Raw genomic sequence first — 22,325 nt, 5'->3', positions numbered from 1 at the left:
GAGCGGGAGGGACGGTGGCTGCTGCGGTCGATCGTGGAGGGACGGGTCGGCCCTGACATCGTTGTCATCGGACGTGCGTGACAAGCGAGGGCAGAACCGGTGGATGTTGGGCAGATGTTTCCGGGCGACCACGGCCCTGTCAATGGGTTGACCGGAAGGAAACACGCCGGACCGGTGCGTCCCGGGTGGACGCCCCGGGCCTGCGGCGCTCAGCGACCGCCCGCGGCCAGCTCGGCCAGCATCCCCTCGCAACTGCGGACGACGACCTCCGCGCCCCGGCGCTGGGCCAGCGGGAGCAGAGGATCCTCGGCCCGGTCGCGCCACCGCCACTGGGCATCGGCGGCGACCTCCCAGAGCCGCTGCACTGTCGCCTCGTGCTCCACACCGAGCCGCGCGGCCAGACCAACCCCCTCGCCGCCCACCAGCCGCTGCGCCTCGGCCGCCAGCTCGGCGTCGAAACCGAGACGGGCGTTGCGCAGCGCCACCAGCAGGCGCAGCTCCCGGAACTCGTGCGCACCCGCCAGGATCTGCTCGATGGCGCCGACCAACTCGTCGGCCCCGCGCACCGGCTCGGCCCGGACCAGGGCCTCCACCGCGGCCAGTGCCGAGCGCGCCTTGAGCGTGTCGCGACGATCCACGAAACAGCGGGTCATCGACTCCCGCAGCTCGGTGAGCCCACTGCGCCGGATCAGCTCGGCCGACAACGCCACCCGGGTGTCGAATCCGCCGCGCACCAGGGTCGTCGCGAGCCGGATCCCGAAGAGCCCGAACCGATCCAGCAGACCGCCGCGCACCTCGGAGGCCAGGTGCACCGGAAGTTCGCCCCGGACGAAGCGGTCGGCGGAGAGCAGGTGGGCCTCCAGCTCGGCGCGGGACGCCCCGGCCAGCGCCGCGAGCGCGGCGAAGTCGGACTCGCTCAGCATCCGGCCCGCGAGGCCGATCGCCCCGCTGCACGCCACCACGTTCACGGCCAGCGCGCCCACCCGGGGATCCCGGTGGTGCCGTCGGGCCAGCTGACGGGCGGTGAGCAGCCCGTCGATCCGGCCGCCGCCCACCTCGTCCGCCCGGGACAACACCATGATCACGTTCACCGGGGCGGCCTGCCCGACGACACTGTCCCGAGCGGACTCCAACACCCGCAGGTCACTGTCGCGGCCGTCGCGGGTCAGGAACAGCACCGCGTCCGAGTCCCGCAGGACGCGATCCAGCACCGGCGCGTGGCCCTGCTCGTCGACCGCCGCGAGCGCCGGGGTGTCGATAAGCGTCACCTGCCGCAACGCCCGCGTCGGCCACCGCACCACGATGTCGCGCACCTCCCCGACCCGCCAGCCGAGATCCACCCGCATCCCGGTCGCCGACTTGACCACCGTCAGCTCCTGGGGAGGCTGGCCCACCGGGTAGGCGGTGGCGCGCGGCGAAGCGCCGTCCTCGTACCAGGTGAAGACGCCGTCCGCGCCCTCGACCGGCGCGACCTCCTCCCCCATCAACGCGTTCAGCACCGTCGACTTGCCGGCACGCCAGGGGCCGGCCACCGCGATCCGCAGCGGCTGCTCCAACCGCGCCACCTGGTGCCGCAACCGCCCGACGGCCCGCGCGTCGTGCTGGTAGACGTCCATGGCCTGGTGCAGCAGCCCCCACGCCGCCTCGTCCAACCGCACCCCGACGGTCATGCCCGGGGCTCCAGCAGCACCGGGGTGGACCGGGCGCCGGTCAACTGCTGGGACTGCTCGTAGAGCGCGGCCAGGCGGGTCATCTTCAGCCGGATCTCCCGCTGCCGCTGCTCGCGCAGGGCGACATCGGTGTCGGCCTCCTGCTTCGCGCTGCGGAACGACTGCACGATGGCCTCCTGCAACTCCTCGGTCAGCCCCGTGAAGTGATCGCGCAGCATCCGCTGCACCTGGCGGGTGGCGTCCCGGCAGTCCCGGACCATCCGGACGAAGAACTCGTCGACATGCCGCTGAATGGCCGTCTTGACGGTCGCCTGGCGGCGACGCAGCAACTGCTTGCCCTCGTCACGGATGCTCTTGCCGCCGAAGAGCGCGCCGATGCCGACCGAGACCGGGTTGATCATCGGCATTCCGGCCAGGGTCGTCGCGAGGCCGAACATCAGCATGCCGCCGTACGAGCCCTTCATGCCGGTGAACAACTTCTGGCCGGTGGTGAACTTGTCGATCCTCGGTCGCTCCAGATCCGGCAGCCGGTCGCCGAGATCCGCCGGCATCGTCATCGACCAGGGCGGCAGCACGTCGTAGCCGTACCGGTTGAAGTTGGCGGCCACCCGACGCGCGATCCAGTCGCAGCGCTGGATCAGCCACTCGTGGTTGGCTTCCGCGGCCTCGACGAGACTGCGCTCCAGCCACTCGGCGAAGGTGTCCCAGGCGACGAGGGGGTCCGCCGCGTCGAACGCCTCGTCCACGGCCCGCAGGATCTGGCGGGTGCGGTCGCGCAGGTCGTACTCGATGTCGGAGAGCAGGTCGGCCATCTCGTCGGCGAGCGTGTTCTGCCACCGGGTGGAGCAGCGGCGCAGCTCGTCGACCTCCCGCTGGGCGGCGTGCAAGCGGGAGATCGGCCCGGACTGCTCCTCGGCCTCCTGCGTCGCCAGCTCGGCGCGCAGCGGCGCGGCCAGTTGCTCCACCACCGTACGGGCCACCGCCTGCACCGACGCCCGCGCCAGGTGATCGGCCTTGCCGGTCAGGTCCCGCTGCAGGCGGGCGATCAGCGCCGGAAAGCCGGACTCGGCGTTGAGACCGCGATCGTCGGTCGTCGCCGCGCGCAGCCGCAGGGTCGCCGACACCGGAATCAGCGGCGCCGCGACACCGGCGTCGGCGAGGTGCTGCCGGTTGCGCTCGGCCACCGCACGCCAGTCCGCCACGAGATCGGTCTTGCTCTGCACCACCACCACGTTCGGCTGCGAGCGCGTGACGTGCAGCAGCATGTCCAGCTCGGCGACCGAGAGTTCCCGGGTCGAGTCCGAGACCAGCAGCACGGCGTCGGCGCGGGTGGAGGCGGCGACCTCCGCGGCCCCACCGAGCGCCGCGACCTGGTCGGTGCCGGGAGTGTCCACCAGCACCAGTCCGGCGGCGAGCAACGCGCGGGGCAACCCGATCTCGACGTACGCCGGACCGCCGCCCGGGCGCCGCCCGAGCGTGCCGGACACCCCGGCCGCGATCTGGTCGAGCGCCAAGGGGGTCCGCTCGACGAGCGTCGCGGCCGGGGCGCCCGCGGCGCCGGCGGGCCGTCCCGACACCGGCGGCGCCTGGACCACGGCCGCGGAGGCGGCCTCGGCGTGCTGCACCACGGTCGGCAGGACTGTGGTACGACCGTCACCGACCGGGCAGGCCGGCGCGTTGATGATCGCGTTGATGAGCTGACTCTTGCCCTGGTTCGGCTCGCCGACGACCAGGACGCGCAGCTTCGGGTCCAGCAGTTGGGCCCGCTTCTGTCGGACCGTCTGGAGTAGGTCGCCGCGACCGTGTGTGTTGCACGTCCGGGCGATCTCGTCCAGCACGTCCAACCAGATCCCCGCCATCACCGCACCAAGTGTGCGGATTTCGGCTCAATTAGCAAGAGGGACCGGAAAGGAAACCGGAGAGAGCCGGGCCGCCCGAGGCGACCCGGCCTCCCGCTTCCGACGGGAATACCCGTCAGAGCAGACCGCCGGTGATGCCCAGCAGCCCGTGGTCCGACGAGGCGGGCCCCCCGTCGTGCAGGTCGCCGGTCACACCGTCGGTGACCCCTCCGGTCACGTCACCGACCGTGCCGGTGACACCGGGGAGGAGACTGTCCACGTGGTGCGTGACGCCGCCCACCACGGACGGGACGTCGACCGGCGGCACCACACCGCCGACGGCGCCGTGCCCGAGGCCCAGGCCACCCAGGGTGTCGTCGACACCGAGGGAGCCGACGATGCCGTCGACCTGACCGTGCACGCCGGAGAGGACACCGCCGGTCACGTCGCCGCCGAGCACCGGGTCGGTGACGCCGAGTACACCGGTCGGGTCCCCGACGGTGCCGGTCACGCCGCCCAGCACCGGGTCGGCGATGCCGTCGACCGGCTGCACCACGTCCGCGTCGAGGGTGTGCGCCACGTCGGCCACGCCGGTCAGGTCGGTGTCGAGGCCGCTCGGGCCGACGCCCAGGCCGACACCCGGAAGCACGGTCACCCCGGCGGCGACGGTCGTCGGGTCCACGGCGATGGCGCCGAGCACACCGGCCTTGACGTCCACCCCGGCGGGCGAGCTGGTGATGCTGATCTGCTGCGCCACGCTCTGCAGCTGGCCGACCACGTCGGTGGCGTCGGTCACCAGCGGGTCGAACCCGAGCTGCCCGACGGCCGGAACCATCGGCGCGAGGCCCTGTCCCGGCGCGTAGTCGACCACGAGCGGCACCACGTCCTGCACGTCGGCGGCGGTGATGTCACTGAGCCCCGCGGAGTGCAGCGCGCCCTCCGGGTCGAGGTCGAAGGCCGACCGCGCGTCGGGGTTGGTCAGCAGGTCGAGCACGAAGTCGTGGAGGGTCTGTTGCGAGTCCATGTGCCGGTTCTCCTCGGATTGGCGTCGGCGACCGTCGTTCGTCGAGAGAGACGTTATTGCGGGGGCCGACCCCGGACATCGGGGCTCGGCCCGCATCCGATCCGGCCGCGTTAGGGCCTTGATCGGCTCGACCGTTAGGGGGACTGGGGGAAACCGTCCCGGGCAGATTAGGGTCCCGACCAGGGAGCGATCTCTGGTACGAACGTAGGAGCCCGCGGGTTTCGCCGGGGGTGGGTCGCCGGGCAGCGCCCGACGCCATCGCCACCAGCCGGCCAACTCGCGGAAAGAGAAGAGACGGATGCCGTACGTCCTGGGGATCGACATCGGAAGCACCAACACCGCCGCCGCCGTCGCGCGACGCGACGGACGGACCTGGACGCGCCCGGAGGCTGTTCCGCTCAACGCCGGCTCGCCCCTCGTACCGTCGGTGCTGCACCTGGCCGAGGACGGCGCCCTGCACATCGGCGGGCCCGTCACCGACGACGGCAGCCGCACCACCAGGGACTTCGTCCGCCGCATCGGCGACGACGTGCCCCTGCTGCTGGGCGGCGAGCCGTGCGCGCCGCAGACGCTCACCGCGGAACTGGCCGCCTGGGTGGTGGAGCAGGTGCACGCCGCCGAAGGCGGCCCGGCCGAGGCGGTCGTGCTCAGCCACCCGGCGGGCTGGCGGCCGTACCGGCGGGAACTGCTGCACCGGGCGCTCGTCGACCTCGGGCTGCGCACCGTCACGCTGCTGCCCCGCACGGTCACGGTCGCCGAGAGCCACGCGGCCCGCGGGTTCGCGGGCACCACGGCCGCCGTCTACGCGTTGGGCGGCGCCAGTTTCGAGGCGGCCCTGGTGCGGCGCACCCCGCGTGGCACCTACGAGAGCTTCGGCACCCCGCAGGGTCTCGACCCGATCGGCGGCGCCGACTTCGACGAACTGCTGGCCAGCCACGTACGTACCGTGCTGTCCCGGGAGCTGGCCGCCATCGGCCGTCGGGAGCACCACGCCGCCCTGCGCGGGCTGCCGGCCGAGTGCGACCGGGTCAAGCGGGCGCTGACCGTCGAGCTGGCCGCCGACGTGGTGCTGAGCCTGCCGACCGGCCCGGCGCGGATACCGGTGACCCGCGCGCAGTTCGAGGCCATGATCCGCCCGACCGTGCAGGCCACAGTGGACCTCCTGCTACGCACCGTGCACGGCGCCGGCCTGACGCCGACGCAGCTCGACGGCGTCCTGCTGGCCGGCGGCTCGGCCCGCATCCCGCTGGTCACCGAGCTGATCACCGCGGCGCTTCCGGTCCCGGTCGAGGTGGAGCCGGACGCGCAGCTGACCGCCGCCACCGGGGCGGCGAGCGCCGCCTGCCAGGTGGTGTCACCCCGCCCCCGGCACCCCCCTGCGGTCCGCGATCCGGCGCCGGTCGCCAGCCCCGGCCGGGCCACCATCCCGGCCCTGCGACGACCCCGGGACCACGCCACCGATCCGGGCGAGCCGCCACCCCGCCCTCCGGTCCGGATCCTCCCCCTCGACCTGCCGAAGGCGTCCCGCCTGGCACTGACGCTCAGCCGGGGACGCGAAGGATGACCACAATGATCATGAATGACGTCGTCGAGTCCCGACTGGTGCTCGGCAGAGCACCCCGGGCCCTGTTGGACCGGGTCGCCGACGATCCGACCGGCCCGCTCCTGGTCGGGCTTGCCGGCCCCGCCGGTCACGGCAAGACCGCGCTGCTCGCCGAGCTGACGCGCAGCCAGCAACGGGCCGGGGTCACCGTGCGGACGGGCGTCCCGGCGCCGGGCGACCCCGTCGACCCGGCCGAGCTGCTGCTGGTCGACGACGCGCACCTGCTCGACGACGAGCGGATCAGCGTGCTGCTGGGCCTGGTCGCCACCCGGCGGCACCGACTGGTCGTCGCCCACCGGCCCTGGCCCCGGTCGGCGGCTCTCTCCGAGCTGACCGACGCGCTGCGCCGCGAAGGGCAAGCCGTGCTGCTCGGCCCGTACGCTCGGGAGCAGACCGCGGCCCACCTCGCCGCCGCCGCGCCCGAGCTGGCCCACCGTGGCGATCTGGTCGACTTCGTGCACACGCAGACCGGTGGCGTCCCCCGCGACGTCGAGCGGCTGACCCGTGGCCTGCGCGCAGTCCCGGGCCTGACCGGCGCCCCGGCCGAACCACCCCGGTCCGTCATCCTCGAATTCGCGCCGGAGCTGGAGATCCAGCCCACCGCCGTACGACGGCTGCTGCTCGCGGTCGCGGCCGGCGTACCGCTGCCGGTGACCATGCTCGGCCCGCTGCTCGACCAGGAGCCGGAGGCGGTCGACGAGCTGATCGCCACGACCCGGGCGGCCGGGCTGATCGGCGCCGACGGCCGGCTCACGCCGATCGTCCGGCGGGCCGTCACCACGCTCAGCCCGGCCACCGAGCGCAGCGCGGTCTGGCGTCGCCTCACCGAGTTGCAGCTCGCCCGGGGCGGCCCGGTGCTGCCGCTGGTGCGCTCGCTGCTCGCGGTGGGCGTGCTCGGCGACTGCCCGGCCCCGACGCTGGCCGCGGCGGCGCAGGAGGCGCTGGCCGACGAGCCGGCCTTCGCCGCCGACCTGTTCGCCGCCGCCACCGCGGCCGGGCACCCGACGAGCGCCCGGCAGGCTCTCGCCGCCGCGCTCGCCGGCAACCTCGACGACGCGCTGCGCCTGGCGGACCGGCTGCTGGCCGCGACCGATCCGACGGACCGCGCCGAGGCGGCCGTGGTGGCCGCGACCGCTCTGGCGCACCGCGGCCACACCGGCCGCAGCGTCGAGCTGTACCGGTGGTCGGGCAGCGCCTCGTCGCTGGCGTACGCCACCGTCGGCGGGCTCGCCACCGGCGATCTGAGCGCCGCCGGGCCGCCGGTGGACGGGTCGGCCGGCGAGCCGCCCACACTGCACGCCAGCGCCGCCCGGCTGATGGCCCAGGGCGTCCGCGAGAGCGTCACCGGCACGCCGAGCGCGGCGCTCTCCGCCCTCGTCCAGGCCGCCGCGCTGCTGGAGCCGGACGGCCGGGCGGCGCTCCTGCCGGACAGTCCCGCCGCGTTGGCCGCCCTGACCGCCGTGCACTCCGGCGAGCTGGACATCGCCGAGCAGGTGCTGCACCGGGCGCAGGCGGCCGGAGTCGGCGGTCCGCTGATGGCCCGCCGGCACCGGCTTTTGCAGGCCTGGATCCTGATGGTCCGGGGCCAGACGCTCGCGGCGGCCGAACGCCTCGCCACGGTGACCGCCGACGAGCGGCCGTTGGAGTCCCGGGACCTGCTCTTCGCCGCCGCGCTGCAGATGGGCATCGGCCGGCGCACCAGCGACCTCGGTGCGCTCAAGCGGGGGTGGGGCCAGGCCCTGGAGGCGGTGGTTCGCCATCCCGTCGACCTGTTCACGCTGCTGCCGCTGGGCGAACTGGCCATCGCGGGCGCACGGCTGGGCGACGCGGCCCGGTTGGCGCCGTACCTACGGGAGGGCCGGGCGCTGCTCGACCGGCTCGGCGCCCCGACACTGTGGAGCGTCCCGCTGCACTGGAGCGGGTTGCACGCGGCCATCCTGAGCGGCGAGCCGGCGGCCGCCGACGACCACGTCACCGCCCTGCTGGCCGCCGCGGACCACAGCCGCTACGCCGCAGTGGTCGCCGCGGCCGCCGAGAGCTGGGTCGAGGTGCTGCGGGGCGTGGTCGACCCGGTGCGGGTGGAGGCCGCCGCCCGTGGCCTGCACGACACCGGACTGTGCTGGGACGGCGCGCGCCTCGCCGGGCAGGCCGCGATCCGCACCTCCGACCGGCGGGCGATGACCACCCTGCTGGAGTGCGCCCGGGTGCTGCAGGGCCGGCCGGCCGCCGCCACCGGTGGGCCGCGACCGGCCGCCGGCGAGAGCGCCACCCCGGCGGCGGGCGCCATCGCCGCCCCCACCCAGCAAGGGCTCAGCGACCGGGAGTACGAGGTGGCCGAGTTGGTGCTGGCCGGACTGACCTACCGGGAGATCGGTGATCGGCTGTTCATCTCGGCGAAGACCGTGGAGCACCACGTGGCCCGCATGCGCAACCGGCTGAACTGTGCCAACCGTGCGGAGCTGCTGGCGCTGCTGCGGACCGTCGTCGCCGACCGGGCCAGCGACGCCGCCGGGCAGCCCTGGCCGCAGCGGTCGGCGCGATGAGCCGGACGCGCCACGGGTCACCGCGGACCGGGCGGAGCGCGACGTGACGCGCACCCCCGAACGGCGACTGCGGATCCGGCTCGTCGCCGCGGCGGCGGTGCTGCTCACGCTCTGGTCGTACGCGGCCTACCTGACCGGTCAGGACGCGGTCGACCTGCTGCGGGTGCGGACCCTGGCCGACACCCTGGGCCAGCCCATCGACCGGCTGATCCTCGGCCTGCAGACCGAGCGCCGGGTGACTGCCGAGTCGCTGGAGGGGTCGGCGCCGGCGCGGACCGCGCTGGCCGGCGCCCGGCAGGTGACCGACCGGGCAGCCGCTGACGTCCGGGCGTTTCCGACCGGCCGCGATCTGCGCCTGCTCAGCGCCGGGGCGGTACGCGACCGGGCCGAGGCGCTCGTGCGGCGGTTGAACGGGCTGGGCGCCGTCCGGTCCCAGGTAGACGCCGGGTACCTCGACCGCACCGGGGCGATCGTCGGGTACGACCAGCTCGTCGACGCCGCCTTCGACGTGTACGGACCGGAGTGGGGCGCGTACGAGAGCAGGTTGGCGGTCGAGACCCGCGCGGTGATCGCGCTGGCCCGCGCCCGCGAGCTGCTCGCCCGGGAAGACACCCTGGTCAGCGCCGCCGTCCTGACCGGTCAAATCAGCGCCGAGGAGCGGCGCCGGCTGGTCGAGCTGGTGACCACCCAGCGGTACGCCCGCGCCGAGGCGGCGGCCGGCCGGCCGGCCGGCGACCGGGGCGCACACCAGCGTCTCGCGGCGGGCCCGGAGTTCGCGGGCCTGCTCGTCGTGGAGGACGCGCTGCTGCGGACGGACCGGGTCGACGCGCTGCGCGGGATCAGCGCGGCGGACTGGCGGGCGGCGGCGGACGCCGCGCTCGGCGCTCTGCACGAGCTGGTGACGACCACCGCCCGCGGGAGCGTCGAACGGGCCACGCCGGGCGCCGCGGTGATCGTCGGGCGGACCGGCGCGGTGGTGGGGCTCGGGCTGATCGCCGTGCTGGCGGTGCTGCTCGGCTGGGCCGCCGCCGTGCGCCGCCTGACCGACGAGCGGTCCCCCTCGAGCACCGGCCCGAGCCGGCCCGAGCTGGTCCCGGCCCCACCCGCCGACGACCAGCCACCCGCCGACGACCAGCCGCCCGCCGGTCAGACCGGCAGCGGTCAGGCCGGCAGCCGGCCGGCCGAGGACCGTCACGCCGGGGAGCTGTTCCTGCGGGTCACCCGTCGCAACCAGGCCCTGCTCCGCGATCAGCTCGACCTGCTGGACGCGATGCAGCGGCGGGAGCACAGCGCCGAGGAGGCCGACGAGCTGTTCCAGCTCGACCACCTCACCACCCGGATCCGCCGCAACGTGGAGAAGGTGATCACCCTCGCCGGCGCGACCCCGGCCCGCCGCTGGCGGCGCCCGGTCCCCCTGCTCGACGTCACGCGCGGCGCGGTCGCCGAGGTGCCGGAATACCACCGCGTCCTGGTCGCGCCGCACTGGCCGTGGTCGCTCGCCGGGCCGGCCGTCACGGACGTCGTACACCTGCTGGCCGAGCTGATCGAGAACGCCCTGGCCTACTCGGCCCCGGACACCACCGTCCGGGTCGCTGGTGAGCACCGGCCGCACGGCTGCGCGGTCGTGGTGGTCGACGACGGTCCCGGCCTCGACGCGACCGCGCTGAGCGAGGTCAACCACCTGCTCACGAACCCGCCGACCCACCCGCCCGCCGACGCCACGGGGTTGCACACCGTCGCCCTGCTGGCCGCCCGCTGCGGTGCCCGGGTCACGTTGCGGCCCAGTCGGCGCGGCGGGACGGCCGCGATCGTGCACCTGCCGGCGGAACTGGTCACGGTGACCGGCGCACCTGCCGTGGCGGTCCCCGGGCCCGGGCGCCGGCCGGGTCACGGCGGGCCCGACGCGCCCGACGCGGGCCGGGCGGGCGGTGCCGGCGGTGCCGGCGGCGCCGGTGAGCTGCCGATGCGGGTCCGCCAGTCCCGGGCCGCCGGGCCCGAATCCGGGCCGATCGGGCCCGAACCCGGCAGCACCGGCCCCGACACCGTCGAGCTGCCGGTCACGAGAGCAACGAGGAGACATCGATGACGCATGCAGTGGTCACCGCGGACAGCCTGACCGGCGCGCTGGACCGTCTGGTCGACCGGGTACGCGGGGCGGAGTTCGCCGTCGTGCTCTCGCCGGACGGGCTCCCGCTCGGCGGTTCCCGACGGGTGGAGCCCAAGCTGGCCGAACAGATCTCCGGCGTGGTCGCCGGTCTGCTGGCGTTGGGGCTGGCCGCCACCCGGACCTGCGACGCGGGCGGGCTGCGCCAGATCGTCGTGCAGATGTCGCGGGCGTTCCTGTTCGTCGCCACCATTCCGAACGGGACGATCCTCACCGTCCGGATCGCCGGCGACGAGACCGAGGTGGGTGACATGGCGTACGAGGTCGCGCTCTTCGTGGGGCAGGCCGAACGGCACCTGCCGATCACCCTCGGCCCCGCCTCCGCGGCGAGAAGCGGGGACTCTGGTGCACAGCGCCGGCTCCACTGACGAGGCGTGGTACGACGACGACGCCGGCCCGGTGGCCCGTCCGTACACGATGACCGGTGGGCGCACCGCACCCGAGCGGGGCCGCTTCGACCTCATCTCGCTGGTCGTCGCGCGGCGGCCGGCCACACCGCCCACGGCACTCTTCCCCGAACAGGCGCGGATCGTCGAGCTGTGTCACCATCCAGTGTCGGTGGCCGAGGTCAGCGCCGAGCTGGATCTGCCCCTGGGCACCGTCCGGGTTCTCCTCGGTGACCTGCTCGGGGCGGGTCTGATCGAGACGCACGAACCACCGACGCTGTCGGAGCTGCCGTCGCAGGAGCTGCTCGAGTCGATACTTGTCGGGTTGCGCGCCCTGTGACGGGCCGGGTGCCACCGCGACCCACCGGTCGCGGGTTGGCGTCCGGGGATGAAGTGAAGGGGAGAGGCAGTGCCGGCAACACCGCCGCAGCCACGGCGTACTGTGGCGATCATTCTGCTGGACCGGATCGTGGCCGCCGCCGCAGCCGTACGGCGGGTGGTCACCGGCCGGGGCGATGTGTCACGGGCCACCTGGATCGCCGTGCTCGCGGCGCTCGGTGTGGTGGTGGCGACGGTGATCTCCATCATCGGTGTGGTGCGCACACCGGAGCAGTTGGCGCCGGTGACCCTCGATCCGCCCCCGTCGGTGGACCAGTTGGGCACCCCCGGTGCCGGTACACCCCGGGGGCAGGCGAAGCCGGCAGCCAGCAGCCCGCCCACGTCCGCGCCGCCGTCGGTCAACGCGGCCCCGCCGCCCATCGAGCCGCCGACCAGCGCGCCGGCCGTGACCCCCTCGTCGGCGTCGCCGACCCCGGCCGCTCTCGGCGCCGACTTCGCCATCGAGGACCAGGCCCTGCTCAGCTACGGCGCCGCCGTGACCATCAGCAATCCGGGGCCGGCTCCGGTGACGCAGTGGACGCTGGCCATCACGCTGCCCCGGGAGTCGCTGCGCGTCAGCGCGGTCCAGGGCGCGCGGGCCACGCAGGACGGCGCGGTGTGGACGTTCGTGCCGGACGGGAGCGTCGGGCAGGTGCCGGGCAGCGCCTCGGTCCGTGTGACGTTCCGGGTCAACGGCGCGGCGGTCGGCGCGACGCCCACGGCGTGCACGATCGACGGGGTCGCCTGCGGCGGGCTACCGGACTGACGGCGGCCGGCCCTCCGGTGGCGCGCGTCGCTCATGCTGAAGGGGTGATTCGCTTCGTCCTGAACGTCCTGTGGCTCGTCTTCGGTGGTGGCCTCGTGCTGGCGATCGGCTACGGCTTCGCCGCGCTGGTCTGTTTCGTCCTGGTCGTCACCATCCCGTTCGGCGTCGCCTCGTTGCGCCTCGCTGTCTATTCGTTGTGGCCCTTCGGTCGCACTCTGGTGCCCAAGCCGGGCGCGGGCGTCGGCTCCGGGCTGGCGAACGTGCTGTGGGTGGTGCTGGCGGGCTGGTGGCTCGCCCTGTCCCACATCCTCGCGGGCATCGCGCTCTGCGTCACGATCATCGGAATCCCGTTCGGGATCGCCAACTTCAAGCTCGTCCCGGCCGCGTTCTGGCCGCTGGGCCGGGAGGTCGTGGACGCGCCGTGACCCGTCACCGGGTCGCCCGCGCCGCCGCGGGCGACCCGGTCCGGGCCGGCACCGTCGATCGTGGACAATCCGGGGTGCTACCTCCGCCGTCGAACCCCCCGATTGGAGCCTGGCATGGCCGGCCCGGACGCCGAACTCACCGCGACGCTTCAGCCCGACGTGCCGCACGCGGCGCGGATCTGGAACTACTGGATGGGCGGCAAGGACAACTTCCAGTCCGATCGGGCGGCCGGTGACGCGGTCGCCGAGGTCTACCCGGAGATCGTCGTGATGGCGCAGCAGTCCCGCGGGTTCCTGGTGCGGGCCGTTCGGCATCTGGCCGCCGAGGCGGGCATCCGGCAGTTCCTGGACATCGGCACGGGCCTGCCCACCATGCAGAACACCCACGCGGTCGCCCAGGGCGTCGCGCCCGACGCGCGGATCGTCTACGTCGACAACGACCCGATGGTCCTCGTGCACGCCCGCGCGTTGCTGGCCAGCACCACCGCGCAGGGCGTCACCACGTACGTCCCGGCCGACTACCACGACCCGGAGAGGATCGTCGCCGAGGCGGCGCGGACGCTGGACTTCGACCAGCCGATCGCGGTCATGTTCATGGGTGTGCTGGGATACGAGCCGGACCTGGACGTGGTGCGCTCGATCGTCGCGCGGACGATGGCCGCGACCGCGTCCGGCAGCCACCTGGTGCTCTGGGACGGCACCAACACCAGCCCTGCGGTGGTCTCCGGCGCGCAGCGGTTGGCCGAGAACGGTGGTGTGCCGTACATCCTGCGCAGCCCGGCGGATCTCGCCAGTTGCTTCTCCGGGCTGACGATGGTGGAGCCCGGCCTCGTGCCGATTCCGCTGTGGCGCCCGGACGACGCCGACGCCGAGGGGATCGACGCCTACGGCGCCGTGGCCCGCAAACCCTGACGGGCGCGGGCCACGGCCGGGTCACCGGTCAGCGGCTGCAGGCCAGCGTCAACCCGTCGGGGACCGCGCTGGTGGTCACGAGCAGGCCGAAGGTCGTCGTGCCGCCCGGCGGGAGGGTCCCGTTGTAGGAGGCGTTGCGGACCGTGACGTCGGCGCCGATCGTCTCGACGACCCCGCCCCAGACCGTCTGGATGCGCTCGTCGCCGGCCCACCGCCAGGAGACGCTCCACCGGTCCAGCGCCTGCGTCCCGGTGCTGCGCACCGTCACGGTGGCGACGAAGCCGGTGCCCCAGCGGGAGTCGATGGTGGCCGTCGCCCGGCACGCCGCCAGCGGGGCGGTCCGGGCCGGGCCGATAAGGTACGGGTCCCGCCGGCCCTCGGCGTCGGTGAACCGGTACCAGTACTCGGTGTCGGGTGTCAGCTGGCCGATGGTGACGGTCCCGTTGCGCTCGGGTCCGCTGACGGCCTGGGCCACCGGAGCCCGCCACTGCTGGGCGTCCTCCCGGCTGGCGAAGAGGCTGACCGTCATCGGCGGGTCGTAACCGCAGGGCGGGCGGAACAGGATCGAGTACGACAACGTCACGCTCGTGGTGGTCACCGCGGCCACCGAGGCGCTGATCGGTAGGGCCGGCGGGCAGGTCGGGGTCGGTGACGGCGACAGGGTGGGTGTGGGCGTGACCGCCGGCGCTGGCGCCGTCTCGGCGGAGCCGGTCGTGCCGGCCCAGCCGGCCAGCGCCATGGTCGTGACTGCCAGGACGATGCGGAGCATCGGTACCTCCGGGAGACCGTCGCCGTCGCGGTCGCGGATGGGCGACCGACCGTAGGGGCCGGACGTGCGGCGGCCGCCCGACGGCGATCGGCATGCGGCCGCTGACGAGGACTGCCCGGCGCGGGTGGTGTGGTCACCTCGCGCGTCCCCGCATCCGAAAGAAGAACGGGCGCGCTGGCTCCCGAGCGCGACCGACCCACAGCATCGCATTCGACGGACATCAATACAATCTGCCCAACCGGTGAGCGGCGTCGGCACCGGGTCGTCGGACGCGAGCCCGTCGAGAAGCGGCTGCCTGCTCCTCGCCGCAGGGACACGTGCCGGACCCCTGAGCCGACGATCATCCATCGTGGCCTGTCAATTCGACGCGGGAGCACACCATGCGCGACAGAAGCAGCACGAACCGGCGAACCCGGGTGGCGAGGGCACTGACCGCGACGGCCGCCGCGGCGGCGCTGACCGTCGCCCCGCTCGTGGCGCCGGCACCCGCCACCGCCGCCGTCAGCCGGGCCGAGTTGGCCCTGCGCTGGGCGCCCGTGCACTACCAGGACGTCGACGCCACCGGGGCCCACGCCCTGGGCGGCCAGTCCGACTATCTCACCGCTGTGGACTTCGACGGCGATCTCAATGGGCGCAACAACTGGGACCGCGCCGGCCAGTCGGGCACCTCGCTCGCGGCGCATGCGTACTACTCGGTCGTGGAGACGAGCACGCACTGGTACATCACGTACCTGTTCTTCCACCCTCGGGACTGGACCGATCACCCGTTCTTCGAGACCGAACACGAGAACGACGGCGAGGGGGTTCTCTTCGCGGTCGAGCGCGACGGCTCCCCGTACGGCGTCCTGCGCGGCGCGGTCACGGTCGCGCACAGCGACTTCTACTCGTACACGCCCGCCGGCAGCACCTGGACCAGCGGCCGCGAGAGCGTCGACGGCACCCTGCAGTTCCAGACCTCACCGCACGACTCCTTCACGCACCCGGTGACCGCGCAGGAGGCGCAGGGGCACGGCCTGAAGGCATATCCGCAGTACGCCATCAACGGCGACGGCCTGGTCTACTACCCGTCCACGGTCGCCGAGACGCCGGAGAGCGGCAACGACCGCGACGTGCGGTACCAGCTCGTCGACATCTTCGCCGCCGGAGGGCTGTGGGCGCAGCGGGCCAACGCGAACCTGTTCGCCAGCCTGGGCACGTTCGCCGGCGACACCTCCGGCGACTGCGGCGCCGGCACCTGGAGCTGCTCGGCGAACTCCGCGAACGCCCCCTGGGGCTGGGACGACGGCAACGACGTACCCGCTCGCGGCGAGCTGGCCAGCGACCCGGCGAAGCTGTCCGCCGAGTACTTCACGGTCCCGGCCGGGCTGGCGCGCAGCTACAGCTACAACCCGTACGCCGGTGCCGCCGCGGCGCTGGCCGAGGCGGCCAGGACGGCAGCGCCGACCGTCGACTGACCGACGGCCCAGGTGCGCGGCCGGCCCCGGTCGGGCCGGCCGCGCACCGGTTCACGAGCCGCCGCCGGGCGCGTTCGGCCGCCCGCGGCGGTCGCGCCGCGCGGCGTCGGCACGTAGCCTGCGCAGATGCGACACACCCTCGCACCCGGCGACGAGACCCTGCACGGTCACTTCTCCCCCGACCTTGCGCCGGCCCTCACCATCGACCCCGGCGACACCGTCACCTACCGCACCCTGGACTGCTGGTGGTCGGCCGGCCCGTACCCCGGCGGGGCGAACCGGGACCGGCCCCGGGCCCCGCAGCACCGGCCCGATCACGGGCATGCGCTGACCGGGCCGGTCGCGGTCCGCGGTGCGCGGGCCGGCCAGACCCTCGCGGTACGCATCGACGCGATCGTCCCAGCCACCTGGGGAACGACGGTGGCCGGCGGGTGGGCGAGCGGGTTCAACAAGCGCTACGGCGTCGCGGCCGACGGCGTGGTGCATGCCTGGGAGCTGGATCCGGTCGAGTTGACCGGCCGCAACCAGCACGGCCACACGGTGGCGCTGCGCCCGTTCATGGGAGTGCTCGGCATGCCGCCCGCCGAGCCGGGAAAGCACTCCACCATTCCGCCTCGACCCTGGGGCGGCAACCTGGACTGCAAGGACCTGACCGCCGGCAGCACCCTGCTGCTGCCGATCCCGGTCGACGGGGCGCTGTTCTCGGTGGGGGACGGGCACGCGGCGCAGGGCGACGGTGAGGTCGGCGGTACGGCGATCGAGTGCCCGATGGACGAGGTGACACTGACCTTCGACGTCCGGGACGACTTCCCGGTCACCGGCCCGGTGGCCCGCACCGCCGACGCCTGGCTGACGCTGGGTGTGGGAGCGTCCCTCGACGACGCGACGTTCATGGCCCTCGATGGGATGCTGACCCTGCTGCAACGGCTGCACGGCCTCAGCCGACCGGACGCGGTGGCGCTGGCCAGCGTCGTCGTCGACGTGCGGGTGACCCAGATCGTCAACCAGACCGTCGGCGCGCACGCGGTGCTGCGCGACGACGCGCTGCGCTGAGCCCACGGCGGGACCACCCGCGCGGCGACGACGTGGCGAACCGCCCGCGCCGGCTCGCAGCGGCGGACGGCTGTCAGCGCAGCCGGCGGGCGGTGAACCTCACCGGCGGCTCGGCGATCGCGTCCTGTGCCGCGATCAGCTGGATCTCCCGGGTGCCTGCCGCGAGGGTCGCCTCCAGGACGGCGAAGACGGAGCTGATGGTGCGCTCCAACGCCATCGCGGGTGAGCCGGACGTCAACAGGTGCGCCAGGTACAGCGCCGCGGTGACGTCACCGCCGCCGTTCGGATTGATCGGCAGCAGCGGCGTGGTCACCGCCCAGGCGCCCTCGTCGGAGACCGCCACCACCTCCAGCGCGCCCGCCGGGAGGTCGCCGTGCAGCACGCTGGTGACCAGGACGTGCCGCGGCCCGGTGGCACGGACGACGTCGACGGCCTCCAGCACCTCCGCCAGCGAGGACGTCGTGCGCCCGGCCAGGAAGTCCAACTCGAAGTGGTTCGGCGTGATGATGTCGGCGCGCGGCACCACGGTGTCGCGCAGGTACTCCGGAATGCCGGGCCGGACGAACATGCCCCGACCGAGGTCGCCCATCACCGGGTCGCAGCAGTACACCGCGGCCGGGTTGGCGGCCTTGACCTGGGCCACCGCGTCCAGGATCACGGCGCCCATCGCCGGATCGCCCTGGTAGCCCGACAGCACCGCGTCGGCGCCACCGAGAACCCCCCGGTCGGCGATGCCCGCGATCACCTCGGCCACGTCGGCGGCCGCCAGCAGCGGCCCGCGCCACGCGCCGTACCCGGTGTGGTTGGAGAAGTGGACCGTCAGGACGGGCCAGACCTCGTGCCCGAGTCGCTGGAGGGGAAAGACGGCGGCCGAGTTGCCGACGTGGCCGTAGGCGACCGACGACTGGATGGACAGGATCTGCACCGACCCATCATGGCCGCCTCCGACGACGCGCAGCGCGCGGCCCGCCGAATCTGTCGGCTGGCCCACTCCGCCACCCGGCACGCACCGGACAGACCGCGTCGGCGCCGACCCGCGAGCCTGCGCCGGCACACCGTCGGGCGGCCCGGACCGTGGTCGTCCGAGCCGCCCGAGGTCGTCCGTCAGCGGGTCGTCAGCCGCCGAGGCTCGCCGCGGCCGAGGCGATCGACGAGGCGAAGTAGCTCACCTGGGTGTAGACGCCCGGGTAGTTGGGTCGGGCACAACCGTTGCCCCAGCTGACGATGCCGACCTGGATCCACGCGTTGGTGGCGTCGCGGCGGAACATCGGGCCACCCGAGTCACCCTGGCAGGTGTCCGTACCGCCGCTGGCGTAGCCGGCGCAGATCTCCTCGGCGGGGATGAGGTCGCCGCCGTAGTTGGAGTTGCAGGTGGAGTCACTGACGAACGGCACGGTGGCCTTGAGCAGGTACCGCTGCTGGCTGCCACCCTCGCGCGCGGCGCCCCAGCCGGCGATGGTGAAGGTGCCGCTGTCGTACGCGGTGCTGGTGGCGATCTTCAACGTGTCCAGCCCGGTCACGGGGGTGGCCAGGCGGATCAGCGCCCAGTCCTTCCCCGCGCCGTTGTAGCCGGGAGCGCGGTAGACGTAGTTGGACCGGACGGTGATCCGGCTGGACGACTGGAGGTCGACCGTCCCGAGCGTCGCGGTGATGCTGGTGTTGGTGCCGGTCGAGCCCACGCAGTGCGCCGCGGTGAGCACCAGCCGGGAGCTGTAGAGGGCCCCGCCGCACCCCATCGAGAGCCGCACCATGAACGGAAACTCACCCTGCGCGGCGCGAGTGCCGCCGACGACGTTGGGCGTGACGGGGCTGTCGGCCGCGGCAGCGGGCGCCGCGAGGGTGAGGCTGGCCGCAGCCAGCGCGGCGGCCACCAGGCCAGTGAGGGTACGCCAGCGAACCATGCAATCCTCCGCTTCGGAACGGCACGCCTTGTGAGCGCACCTGATCGAGATAGCGGTCATCGTATTGATTAGCATGGATGTTGCGGGTCATCCTCTCTGGGTCGTACCCCAGGGTTATGGATCCCGCCCCGCCGGCGGCGACGCCCGCGAGCGGTGACGACCGCCGCGAGACTGACCACCGCGGCGGTCAGTTGCAGCACGGCGCCGAGCAGGTCGACCAGGCTGGAGAGGGCGTCAGCGTCGGGGACAAGGTCCATCGCGGCCTCCGGGTTTCGACCCCCACCGTCCGCGCTCTGCGGAGGGCTTCCCCCGGGCCCAACCAACATCGACGGGCGCCACCGTCAGTATGGCAGCGGCCGGCGAGGCGACCAACCCCGGATTCCGGACCGTGGACCCGACGCTGGCCGGCTCACCGCCCGACGGACTCCTGACCGGCCAGCACGACCAGGCCCTCGGCCGGGACGGACACGGGCGTCGTCGCGCGGTCAGGCCAGACGAGGTAGCCCACCGGCGGCCCGGCCGAACCCCACCGCGCACCGACTATCGTGGCCAGCTGAGCGTCGTCCGCCCCCGCGACACGGCGCACCCGGGTGCCCGGAGCGTGCCCGTCGTCGGCCACGATCAGCAGCGCGTCGAGGATCTGCCGTACGCCGGTGATCGGCAGTCCCGGCACGTACGGCTCGCCCGCGTACCCCAGCCGCGGTGTCATCATCGTGCGCAGCAGCGCGCCCTGGCGGATCGCGCCCTGGCGGAGCTGCCAGTCGACGCCGGCCTCGGCGGCGACGAGCGCCTCCTCGATCGCCGACCACAGCCGCGCCGGCTCCCGATCGAGCAGCCGACGGGCCTCGCGGTCGGCGTCGGCGCAGGCCGTGTCGACCGCCGTGTCCTCGCCCAGCTCCGCGATCCAGGCGACGTCCCCCACCTCGGGCAGCAGCCCCGGCGACTCGGCCGCGACCACGAGGTACAGCATGGCGAGCAACTCCTGCCGACCCTCGCCGTGGTAGAGCCCGCCGACCCCCGTGCCGGCCGGGCCCCGGCTGGGCGGGAAACGGTCGACGAGGTGCGCGGCGCGGCCCTCCGGCAGGGCAGCCGCCCGGCGCGTGTCCGCCCGCCGCTCGTCGAACGAGCGCCGTTCGCGGCGGTCGACGAGGAGTTGACGGTACGGGTCGACGCCGATCGGATAGATCGTCCGGCCGTACGTGGCGAGGGTCTCGCCGGGTGCCAGACCGACCGATTCGAGCTGCCGGGCAGCCACCGAATAGGCGACGCCGCTGCGGGCCGCCTGCTCCCGGATGGCGCGCCTGCGGGCACGGCCCGGAACCGGGGTACGGCGGGACGGGAGATCAGACATGACGCCTCCGGTGCAGCCCCACGCGCTCCACGGAGCGGGCGGCGTGACCGGCACGCCGAGAATCGACACGACCGCGCGGAGTCGGCGACTCTTGGCCCCGAGCATGTGGTCGGGCGTGGGCCACCACATCGGGCGCGGGCAGGCGCTCTGCCGTCGCGAGCATATCGCGACCCGGGGCCGTCGGTCGCCCTCCACAGCCCCGGCCCCCGGTGTCGGCGGGTGTCGGCGGGGGTGTCGGTGCGGTGTCGGCGCGGTGTCAGGCGACCGGCGCACGCTCTGGGACATGACAACCGACCTGGTGATCGAGGCCGAGGGCCTCGTCAAGACATTCGGGAAGACGAGGGCGCTACAGGGCGTGGACCTCGCCGTACCCCGGGGGACCGTGCTCGGCGTGCTCGGCCCCAACGGCGCTGGCAAGACCACCGCCGTGCGCATCCTCTCCACGCTGCTCACCCCGGACGCCGGCAGCGCCCGGATCGGCGGCTTCGACGTCGTCCGCGACGCCGAGCGGGTCCGGCAGAGCATCGGCCTCACCGGCCAGTACGCCTCGGTCGACGAGGACCTGACCGGGCGGCAGAACCTGGAGCTGTTCGGGACGCTGCTGGAGTTGGGTCGCGGCGGCGCTCGGCGACGGGCCGCGGAACTGCTCGACTGGTTCGACCTGACCGACGCCGCCGGCCGACCGGCCAAGACCTACTCCGGAGGCATGCGGCGGCGGCTGGACCTGGCCGCCAGCCTCGTCGGCTCGCCGGACGTGATCTTCCTGGACGAGCCGACGACCGGGCTGGACCCGGCCAAGCGCGAGGACATGTGGGACGTGGTCCGTTCGCTGGTGGCCAACGGCTCGACGGTGCTGCTCACCACCCAGTACCTGGAGGAGGCCGACGCGCTGGCCGACGCGATCACGGTGATCGACCACGGCCGGGTCATCGCGCACGACACGCCCGAGGGGCTCAAGCGGGTCGTCGGCGGACAGACCCTCGAAGTCCGGCCCGCGGACCCGGCGCAGCTTCCCCGGACCGCGGCGATCCTGACCGAGGTCGGCTCGGGCGGGCAGGCCGACGAGATCCGCAAGGGCGTGCTCGCGGTGCCGGTCACCGACGACACCGCCCTGACCGAGAGCGTGGCGCGCTTCGCCGCCGCCGGCATCGCCGTCACCGAACTCTCCCTGCACCTGCCGAGTCTCGACGAGGTGTTCTTCACCCTCACCGGGCGTACGACATCCGAGGACGACACCACTTCCCGTACGGAGGTAGCGGCATGAGCACCCTGGTCGGCGCACCACCCACCGCGAGCCCCGCGCTGTCGACGGCCGCGGTGAACCCGCGACCGTTCCGGCTCGTGCGGCACTCGTTGGCCCTCGCCAAACGCAGTCTCATCAAGACCTGGCGGACGCCCGAGGCACTGATCGACGTCACCCTGCAACCGGTGCTGTTCCTCATCATCTTCGTCTACATCTTCGGTGGCGCGGTCGCCGGATCCACCCACGACTACCTGCAGTTCCTGCTGCCCGGAATCCTGGCGCAGACGATCGCCACCGGGTCCATCGCGATCGGCGTCAACCTCAACACCGACATCGCCAAGGGCATCTTCGACCGGTTCCGGTCGCTGCCGATCCCTCGCTCCGCTCCGCTGGTCGGCGCGGTCCTGGGCGACGTCGTCCGGTATGTGATCGTCACGGTCTCGACCCTCGCGATCGGTTACCTGATGGGTTTCCGGATCGACACCGACCCGTTCCGGGCGATCGCCGGGTGCCTGCTCGCGGTGCTGTTCGCGCTCTGCCTGAGCTGGCTGCCGGTCTACGTGTCGATGAAGGTGCGCACTCCCGGAGCCGTGCAGGGCCTGATGTTCGCGCTGATCATGCCGCTGAGCTTCGGGTCGAACGTGTTCGTCGGCACCGACACCCTGCCCGGCTGGATGCAGGCCTTCGTGAACGTCAACCCGATGACCCACCTGGTGGCCTCGGTACGCGGGCTGTTCCTCGGCACTCCGCTCGACGCGCACGTGTGGTGGACGCTCGCCTGGTGCGCCGGCTTCGTGGCGGTGTTCATGCCGCTGGCGCTGCGCGCGTACCGCAAGAAGGTCTGA

19 protein-coding genes are annotated in these 22,325 nt (G+C 73.8%); 12 read left to right on the top strand and 7 right to left on the bottom strand.

Translation table 11 applies throughout. From position 1 onward, the window contains the following. Nucleotides 1-209 precede the first annotated feature (209 nt). The 3 genes from ACGGAQ_RS21430 to ACGGAQ_RS21420 all read right to left on the bottom strand — a co-directional run bounded on the left by ACGGAQ_RS21430 (nucleotide 210) and on the right by ACGGAQ_RS21420 (nucleotide 4,532). Entirely contained in the window at nucleotides 210-1,670 is a 1,461-nt protein-coding gene (locus ACGGAQ_RS21430) for a GTP-binding protein (protein WP_393051816.1), read from the bottom strand. After that, the gene (locus ACGGAQ_RS21425; protein WP_393051815.1) at nucleotides 1,667-3,529 is read right to left on the bottom strand and encodes a dynamin family protein; all 1,863 of its coding nucleotides are present in this window, start codon (nucleotides 3,527-3,529) and stop codon (nucleotides 1,667-1,669) included. The genes ACGGAQ_RS21430 and ACGGAQ_RS21425 overlap by 4 nt, the downstream gene beginning before the upstream one ends. Before the next feature lie 115 nt (nucleotides 3,530-3,644). Beyond that, nucleotides 3,645-4,532 carry an IniB N-terminal domain-containing protein gene (locus ACGGAQ_RS21420; RefSeq protein WP_393051813.1) on the bottom strand — a complete coding sequence of 296 codons (888 nt, stop codon included), beginning with the start codon at nucleotides 4,530-4,532 and terminating at the stop codon, nucleotides 3,645-3,647. 298 nt (nucleotides 4,533-4,830) lie between these two features. On the opposite strand from ACGGAQ_RS21420, the gene ACGGAQ_RS21415 reads away from it, so the two are divergent. The 8 genes from ACGGAQ_RS21415 to ACGGAQ_RS21380 all read left to right on the top strand — a co-directional run bounded on the left by ACGGAQ_RS21415 (nucleotide 4,831) and on the right by ACGGAQ_RS21380 (nucleotide 13,709). After that, on the top strand, nucleotides 4,831-6,096 hold the full coding sequence (locus ACGGAQ_RS21415; protein WP_393051811.1) for an Hsp70 family protein: 1,266 nt from the start codon (nucleotides 4,831-4,833) through the stop codon (nucleotides 6,094-6,096). A gap of 5 nt (nucleotides 6,097-6,101) precedes the next feature. Beyond that, complete coding sequence (locus tag ACGGAQ_RS21410; RefSeq protein ID WP_393051809.1) at nucleotides 6,102-8,678, top strand: LuxR C-terminal-related transcriptional regulator; 2,577 nt, start codon at nucleotides 6,102-6,104, stop codon at nucleotides 8,676-8,678. A gap of 43 nt (nucleotides 8,679-8,721) precedes the next feature. After that, nucleotides 8,722-10,764, top strand: a complete 2,043-nt coding sequence (locus tag ACGGAQ_RS21405) for a nitrate- and nitrite sensing domain-containing protein (RefSeq protein ID WP_393051807.1) — start codon at nucleotides 8,722-8,724, stop codon at nucleotides 10,762-10,764. Further along, nucleotides 10,761-11,210 carry a roadblock/LC7 domain-containing protein gene (locus ACGGAQ_RS21400; RefSeq protein WP_393051806.1) on the top strand — a complete coding sequence of 150 codons (450 nt, stop codon included), beginning with the start codon at nucleotides 10,761-10,763 and terminating at the stop codon, nucleotides 11,208-11,210. Before ACGGAQ_RS21405 ends, ACGGAQ_RS21400 begins: the two co-directional genes overlap by 4 nt. Further along, a complete protein-coding gene (locus ACGGAQ_RS21395) occupies nucleotides 11,188-11,568 on the top strand; it encodes a DUF742 domain-containing protein (RefSeq protein WP_393051804.1) in 381 nt (126 codons plus the stop codon). Before ACGGAQ_RS21400 ends, ACGGAQ_RS21395 begins: the two co-directional genes overlap by 23 nt. 102 nt (nucleotides 11,569-11,670) lie before the next feature. Further along, on the top strand, nucleotides 11,671-12,372 hold the full coding sequence (locus ACGGAQ_RS21390) for a cellulose binding domain-containing protein (protein ID WP_393051802.1): 702 nt from the start codon (nucleotides 11,671-11,673) through the stop codon (nucleotides 12,370-12,372). 44 nt (nucleotides 12,373-12,416) lie between these two features. Continuing rightward, on the top strand, nucleotides 12,417-12,797 hold the full coding sequence (locus ACGGAQ_RS21385) for a YccF domain-containing protein (RefSeq protein ID WP_393051800.1): 381 nt from the start codon (nucleotides 12,417-12,419) through the stop codon (nucleotides 12,795-12,797). Between the two features lie 114 nt (nucleotides 12,798-12,911). Continuing rightward, nucleotides 12,912-13,709 (top strand): SAM-dependent methyltransferase, encoded by a 798-nt coding sequence (locus ACGGAQ_RS21380; protein ID WP_393051798.1) that lies wholly within the window; start codon nucleotides 12,912-12,914, stop codon nucleotides 13,707-13,709. A 28-nt stretch (nucleotides 13,710-13,737) separates the two neighbouring features. Here the strand turns inward: ACGGAQ_RS21380 and ACGGAQ_RS21375 are convergent, their stop codons facing one another. Further along, nucleotides 13,738-14,478, bottom strand: a complete 741-nt coding sequence (locus ACGGAQ_RS21375) for a cellulose binding domain-containing protein (protein ID WP_393051796.1) — start codon at nucleotides 14,476-14,478, stop codon at nucleotides 13,738-13,740. Nucleotides 14,479-14,858: 380 nt separating this feature from the next. Here ACGGAQ_RS21375 and ACGGAQ_RS21370 point away from each other — a divergent pair, with 380 nt between their 5' ends. Together ACGGAQ_RS21370 and ACGGAQ_RS21365 are read left to right on the top strand one after the other, a co-directional pair. After that, complete coding sequence (locus ACGGAQ_RS21370; RefSeq protein ID WP_393051794.1) at nucleotides 14,859-15,932, top strand: hypothetical protein; 1,074 nt, start codon at nucleotides 14,859-14,861, stop codon at nucleotides 15,930-15,932. Between the two features lie 126 nt (nucleotides 15,933-16,058). Further along, complete coding sequence (locus tag ACGGAQ_RS21365; protein WP_393051792.1) at nucleotides 16,059-16,985, top strand: acetamidase/formamidase family protein; 927 nt, start codon at nucleotides 16,059-16,061, stop codon at nucleotides 16,983-16,985. 73 nt (nucleotides 16,986-17,058) lie between these two features. On the opposite strand, the gene pdxY is transcribed toward ACGGAQ_RS21365, so the two are convergent. From pdxY to ACGGAQ_RS21350, 3 genes are all read right to left on the bottom strand, one after another. Continuing rightward, nucleotides 17,059-17,910, bottom strand: a complete 852-nt coding sequence (gene pdxY, locus ACGGAQ_RS21360) for a pyridoxal kinase PdxY (RefSeq protein ID WP_393051790.1) — start codon at nucleotides 17,908-17,910, stop codon at nucleotides 17,059-17,061. A 190-nt stretch (nucleotides 17,911-18,100) separates the two neighbouring features. Continuing rightward, on the bottom strand, nucleotides 18,101-18,886 hold the full coding sequence (locus ACGGAQ_RS21355; protein WP_393051788.1) for a S1 family peptidase: 786 nt from the start codon (nucleotides 18,884-18,886) through the stop codon (nucleotides 18,101-18,103). A gap of 409 nt (nucleotides 18,887-19,295) precedes the next feature. Next, nucleotides 19,296-20,237 (bottom strand): hypothetical protein, encoded by a 942-nt coding sequence (locus tag ACGGAQ_RS21350; protein ID WP_393051786.1) that lies wholly within the window; start codon nucleotides 20,235-20,237, stop codon nucleotides 19,296-19,298. 283 nt (nucleotides 20,238-20,520) lie between these two features. Here ACGGAQ_RS21350 and ACGGAQ_RS21345 point away from each other — a divergent pair, with 283 nt between their 5' ends. Further along, entirely contained in the window at nucleotides 20,521-21,501 is a 981-nt protein-coding gene (locus tag ACGGAQ_RS21345) for an ATP-binding cassette domain-containing protein (RefSeq protein ID WP_393051784.1), read from the top strand. Further along, nucleotides 21,498-22,325, top strand: a complete 828-nt coding sequence (locus ACGGAQ_RS21340) for an ABC transporter permease (protein ID WP_393051782.1) — start codon at nucleotides 21,498-21,500, stop codon at nucleotides 22,323-22,325. Before ACGGAQ_RS21345 ends, ACGGAQ_RS21340 begins: the two co-directional genes overlap by 4 nt.

This window comes from Micromonospora sp. NPDC047557 (assembly GCF_043205095.1).
Classification (GTDB): Bacteria; Actinomycetota; Actinomycetes; order Mycobacteriales; family Micromonosporaceae; genus Micromonospora.
The sequence above is the reverse complement of the archived record's forward strand: the minus strand, read 5'-3'. Positions and strand labels throughout refer to the sequence as shown.

Bases quoted from the DNA above. Each gene is read 5' to 3' on its own strand.
- ACGGAQ_RS21345 (WP_393051784.1), top strand. From the start codon at position 20,521: ATGACAACCGACCTGGTGATCGAGGCCGAGGGCCTCGTCAAGACATTC.
- ACGGAQ_RS21375 (WP_393051796.1), bottom strand. From the start codon at position 14,478: ATGCTCCGCATCGTCCTGGCAGTCACGACCATGGCGCTGGCCGGCTGG.
- ACGGAQ_RS21355 (WP_393051788.1), bottom strand. From the start codon at position 18,886: ATGGTTCGCTGGCGTACCCTCACTGGCCTGGTGGCCGCCGCGCTGGCT.
- ACGGAQ_RS21410 (WP_393051809.1), top strand. From the start codon at position 6,102: ATGATCATGAATGACGTCGTCGAGTCCCGACTGGTGCTCGGCAGAGCA.
- ACGGAQ_RS21415 (WP_393051811.1), top strand. From the start codon at position 4,831: ATGCCGTACGTCCTGGGGATCGACATCGGAAGCACCAACACCGCCGCC.
- ACGGAQ_RS21370 (WP_393051794.1), top strand. From the start codon at position 14,859: ATGCGCGACAGAAGCAGCACGAACCGGCGAACCCGGGTGGCGAGGGCA.
- ACGGAQ_RS21350 (WP_393051786.1), bottom strand. From the start codon at position 20,237: ATGTCTGATCTCCCGTCCCGCCGTACCCCGGTTCCGGGCCGTGCCCGC.
- ACGGAQ_RS21380 (WP_393051798.1), top strand. From the start codon at position 12,912: ATGGCCGGCCCGGACGCCGAACTCACCGCGACGCTTCAGCCCGACGTG.
- ACGGAQ_RS21430 (WP_393051816.1), bottom strand. From the start codon at position 1,670: ATGACCGTCGGGGTGCGGTTGGACGAGGCGGCGTGGGGGCTGCTGCAC.
- ACGGAQ_RS21420 (WP_393051813.1), bottom strand. From the start codon at position 4,532: ATGGACTCGCAACAGACCCTCCACGACTTCGTGCTCGACCTGCTGACC.
- ACGGAQ_RS21425 (WP_393051815.1), bottom strand. From the start codon at position 3,529: ATGGCGGGGATCTGGTTGGACGTGCTGGACGAGATCGCCCGGACGTGC.
- ACGGAQ_RS21365 (WP_393051792.1), top strand. From the start codon at position 16,059: ATGCGACACACCCTCGCACCCGGCGACGAGACCCTGCACGGTCACTTC.
- ACGGAQ_RS21340 (WP_393051782.1), top strand. From the start codon at position 21,498: ATGAGCACCCTGGTCGGCGCACCACCCACCGCGAGCCCCGCGCTGTCG.
- ACGGAQ_RS21400 (WP_393051806.1), top strand. From the start codon at position 10,761: ATGACGCATGCAGTGGTCACCGCGGACAGCCTGACCGGCGCGCTGGAC.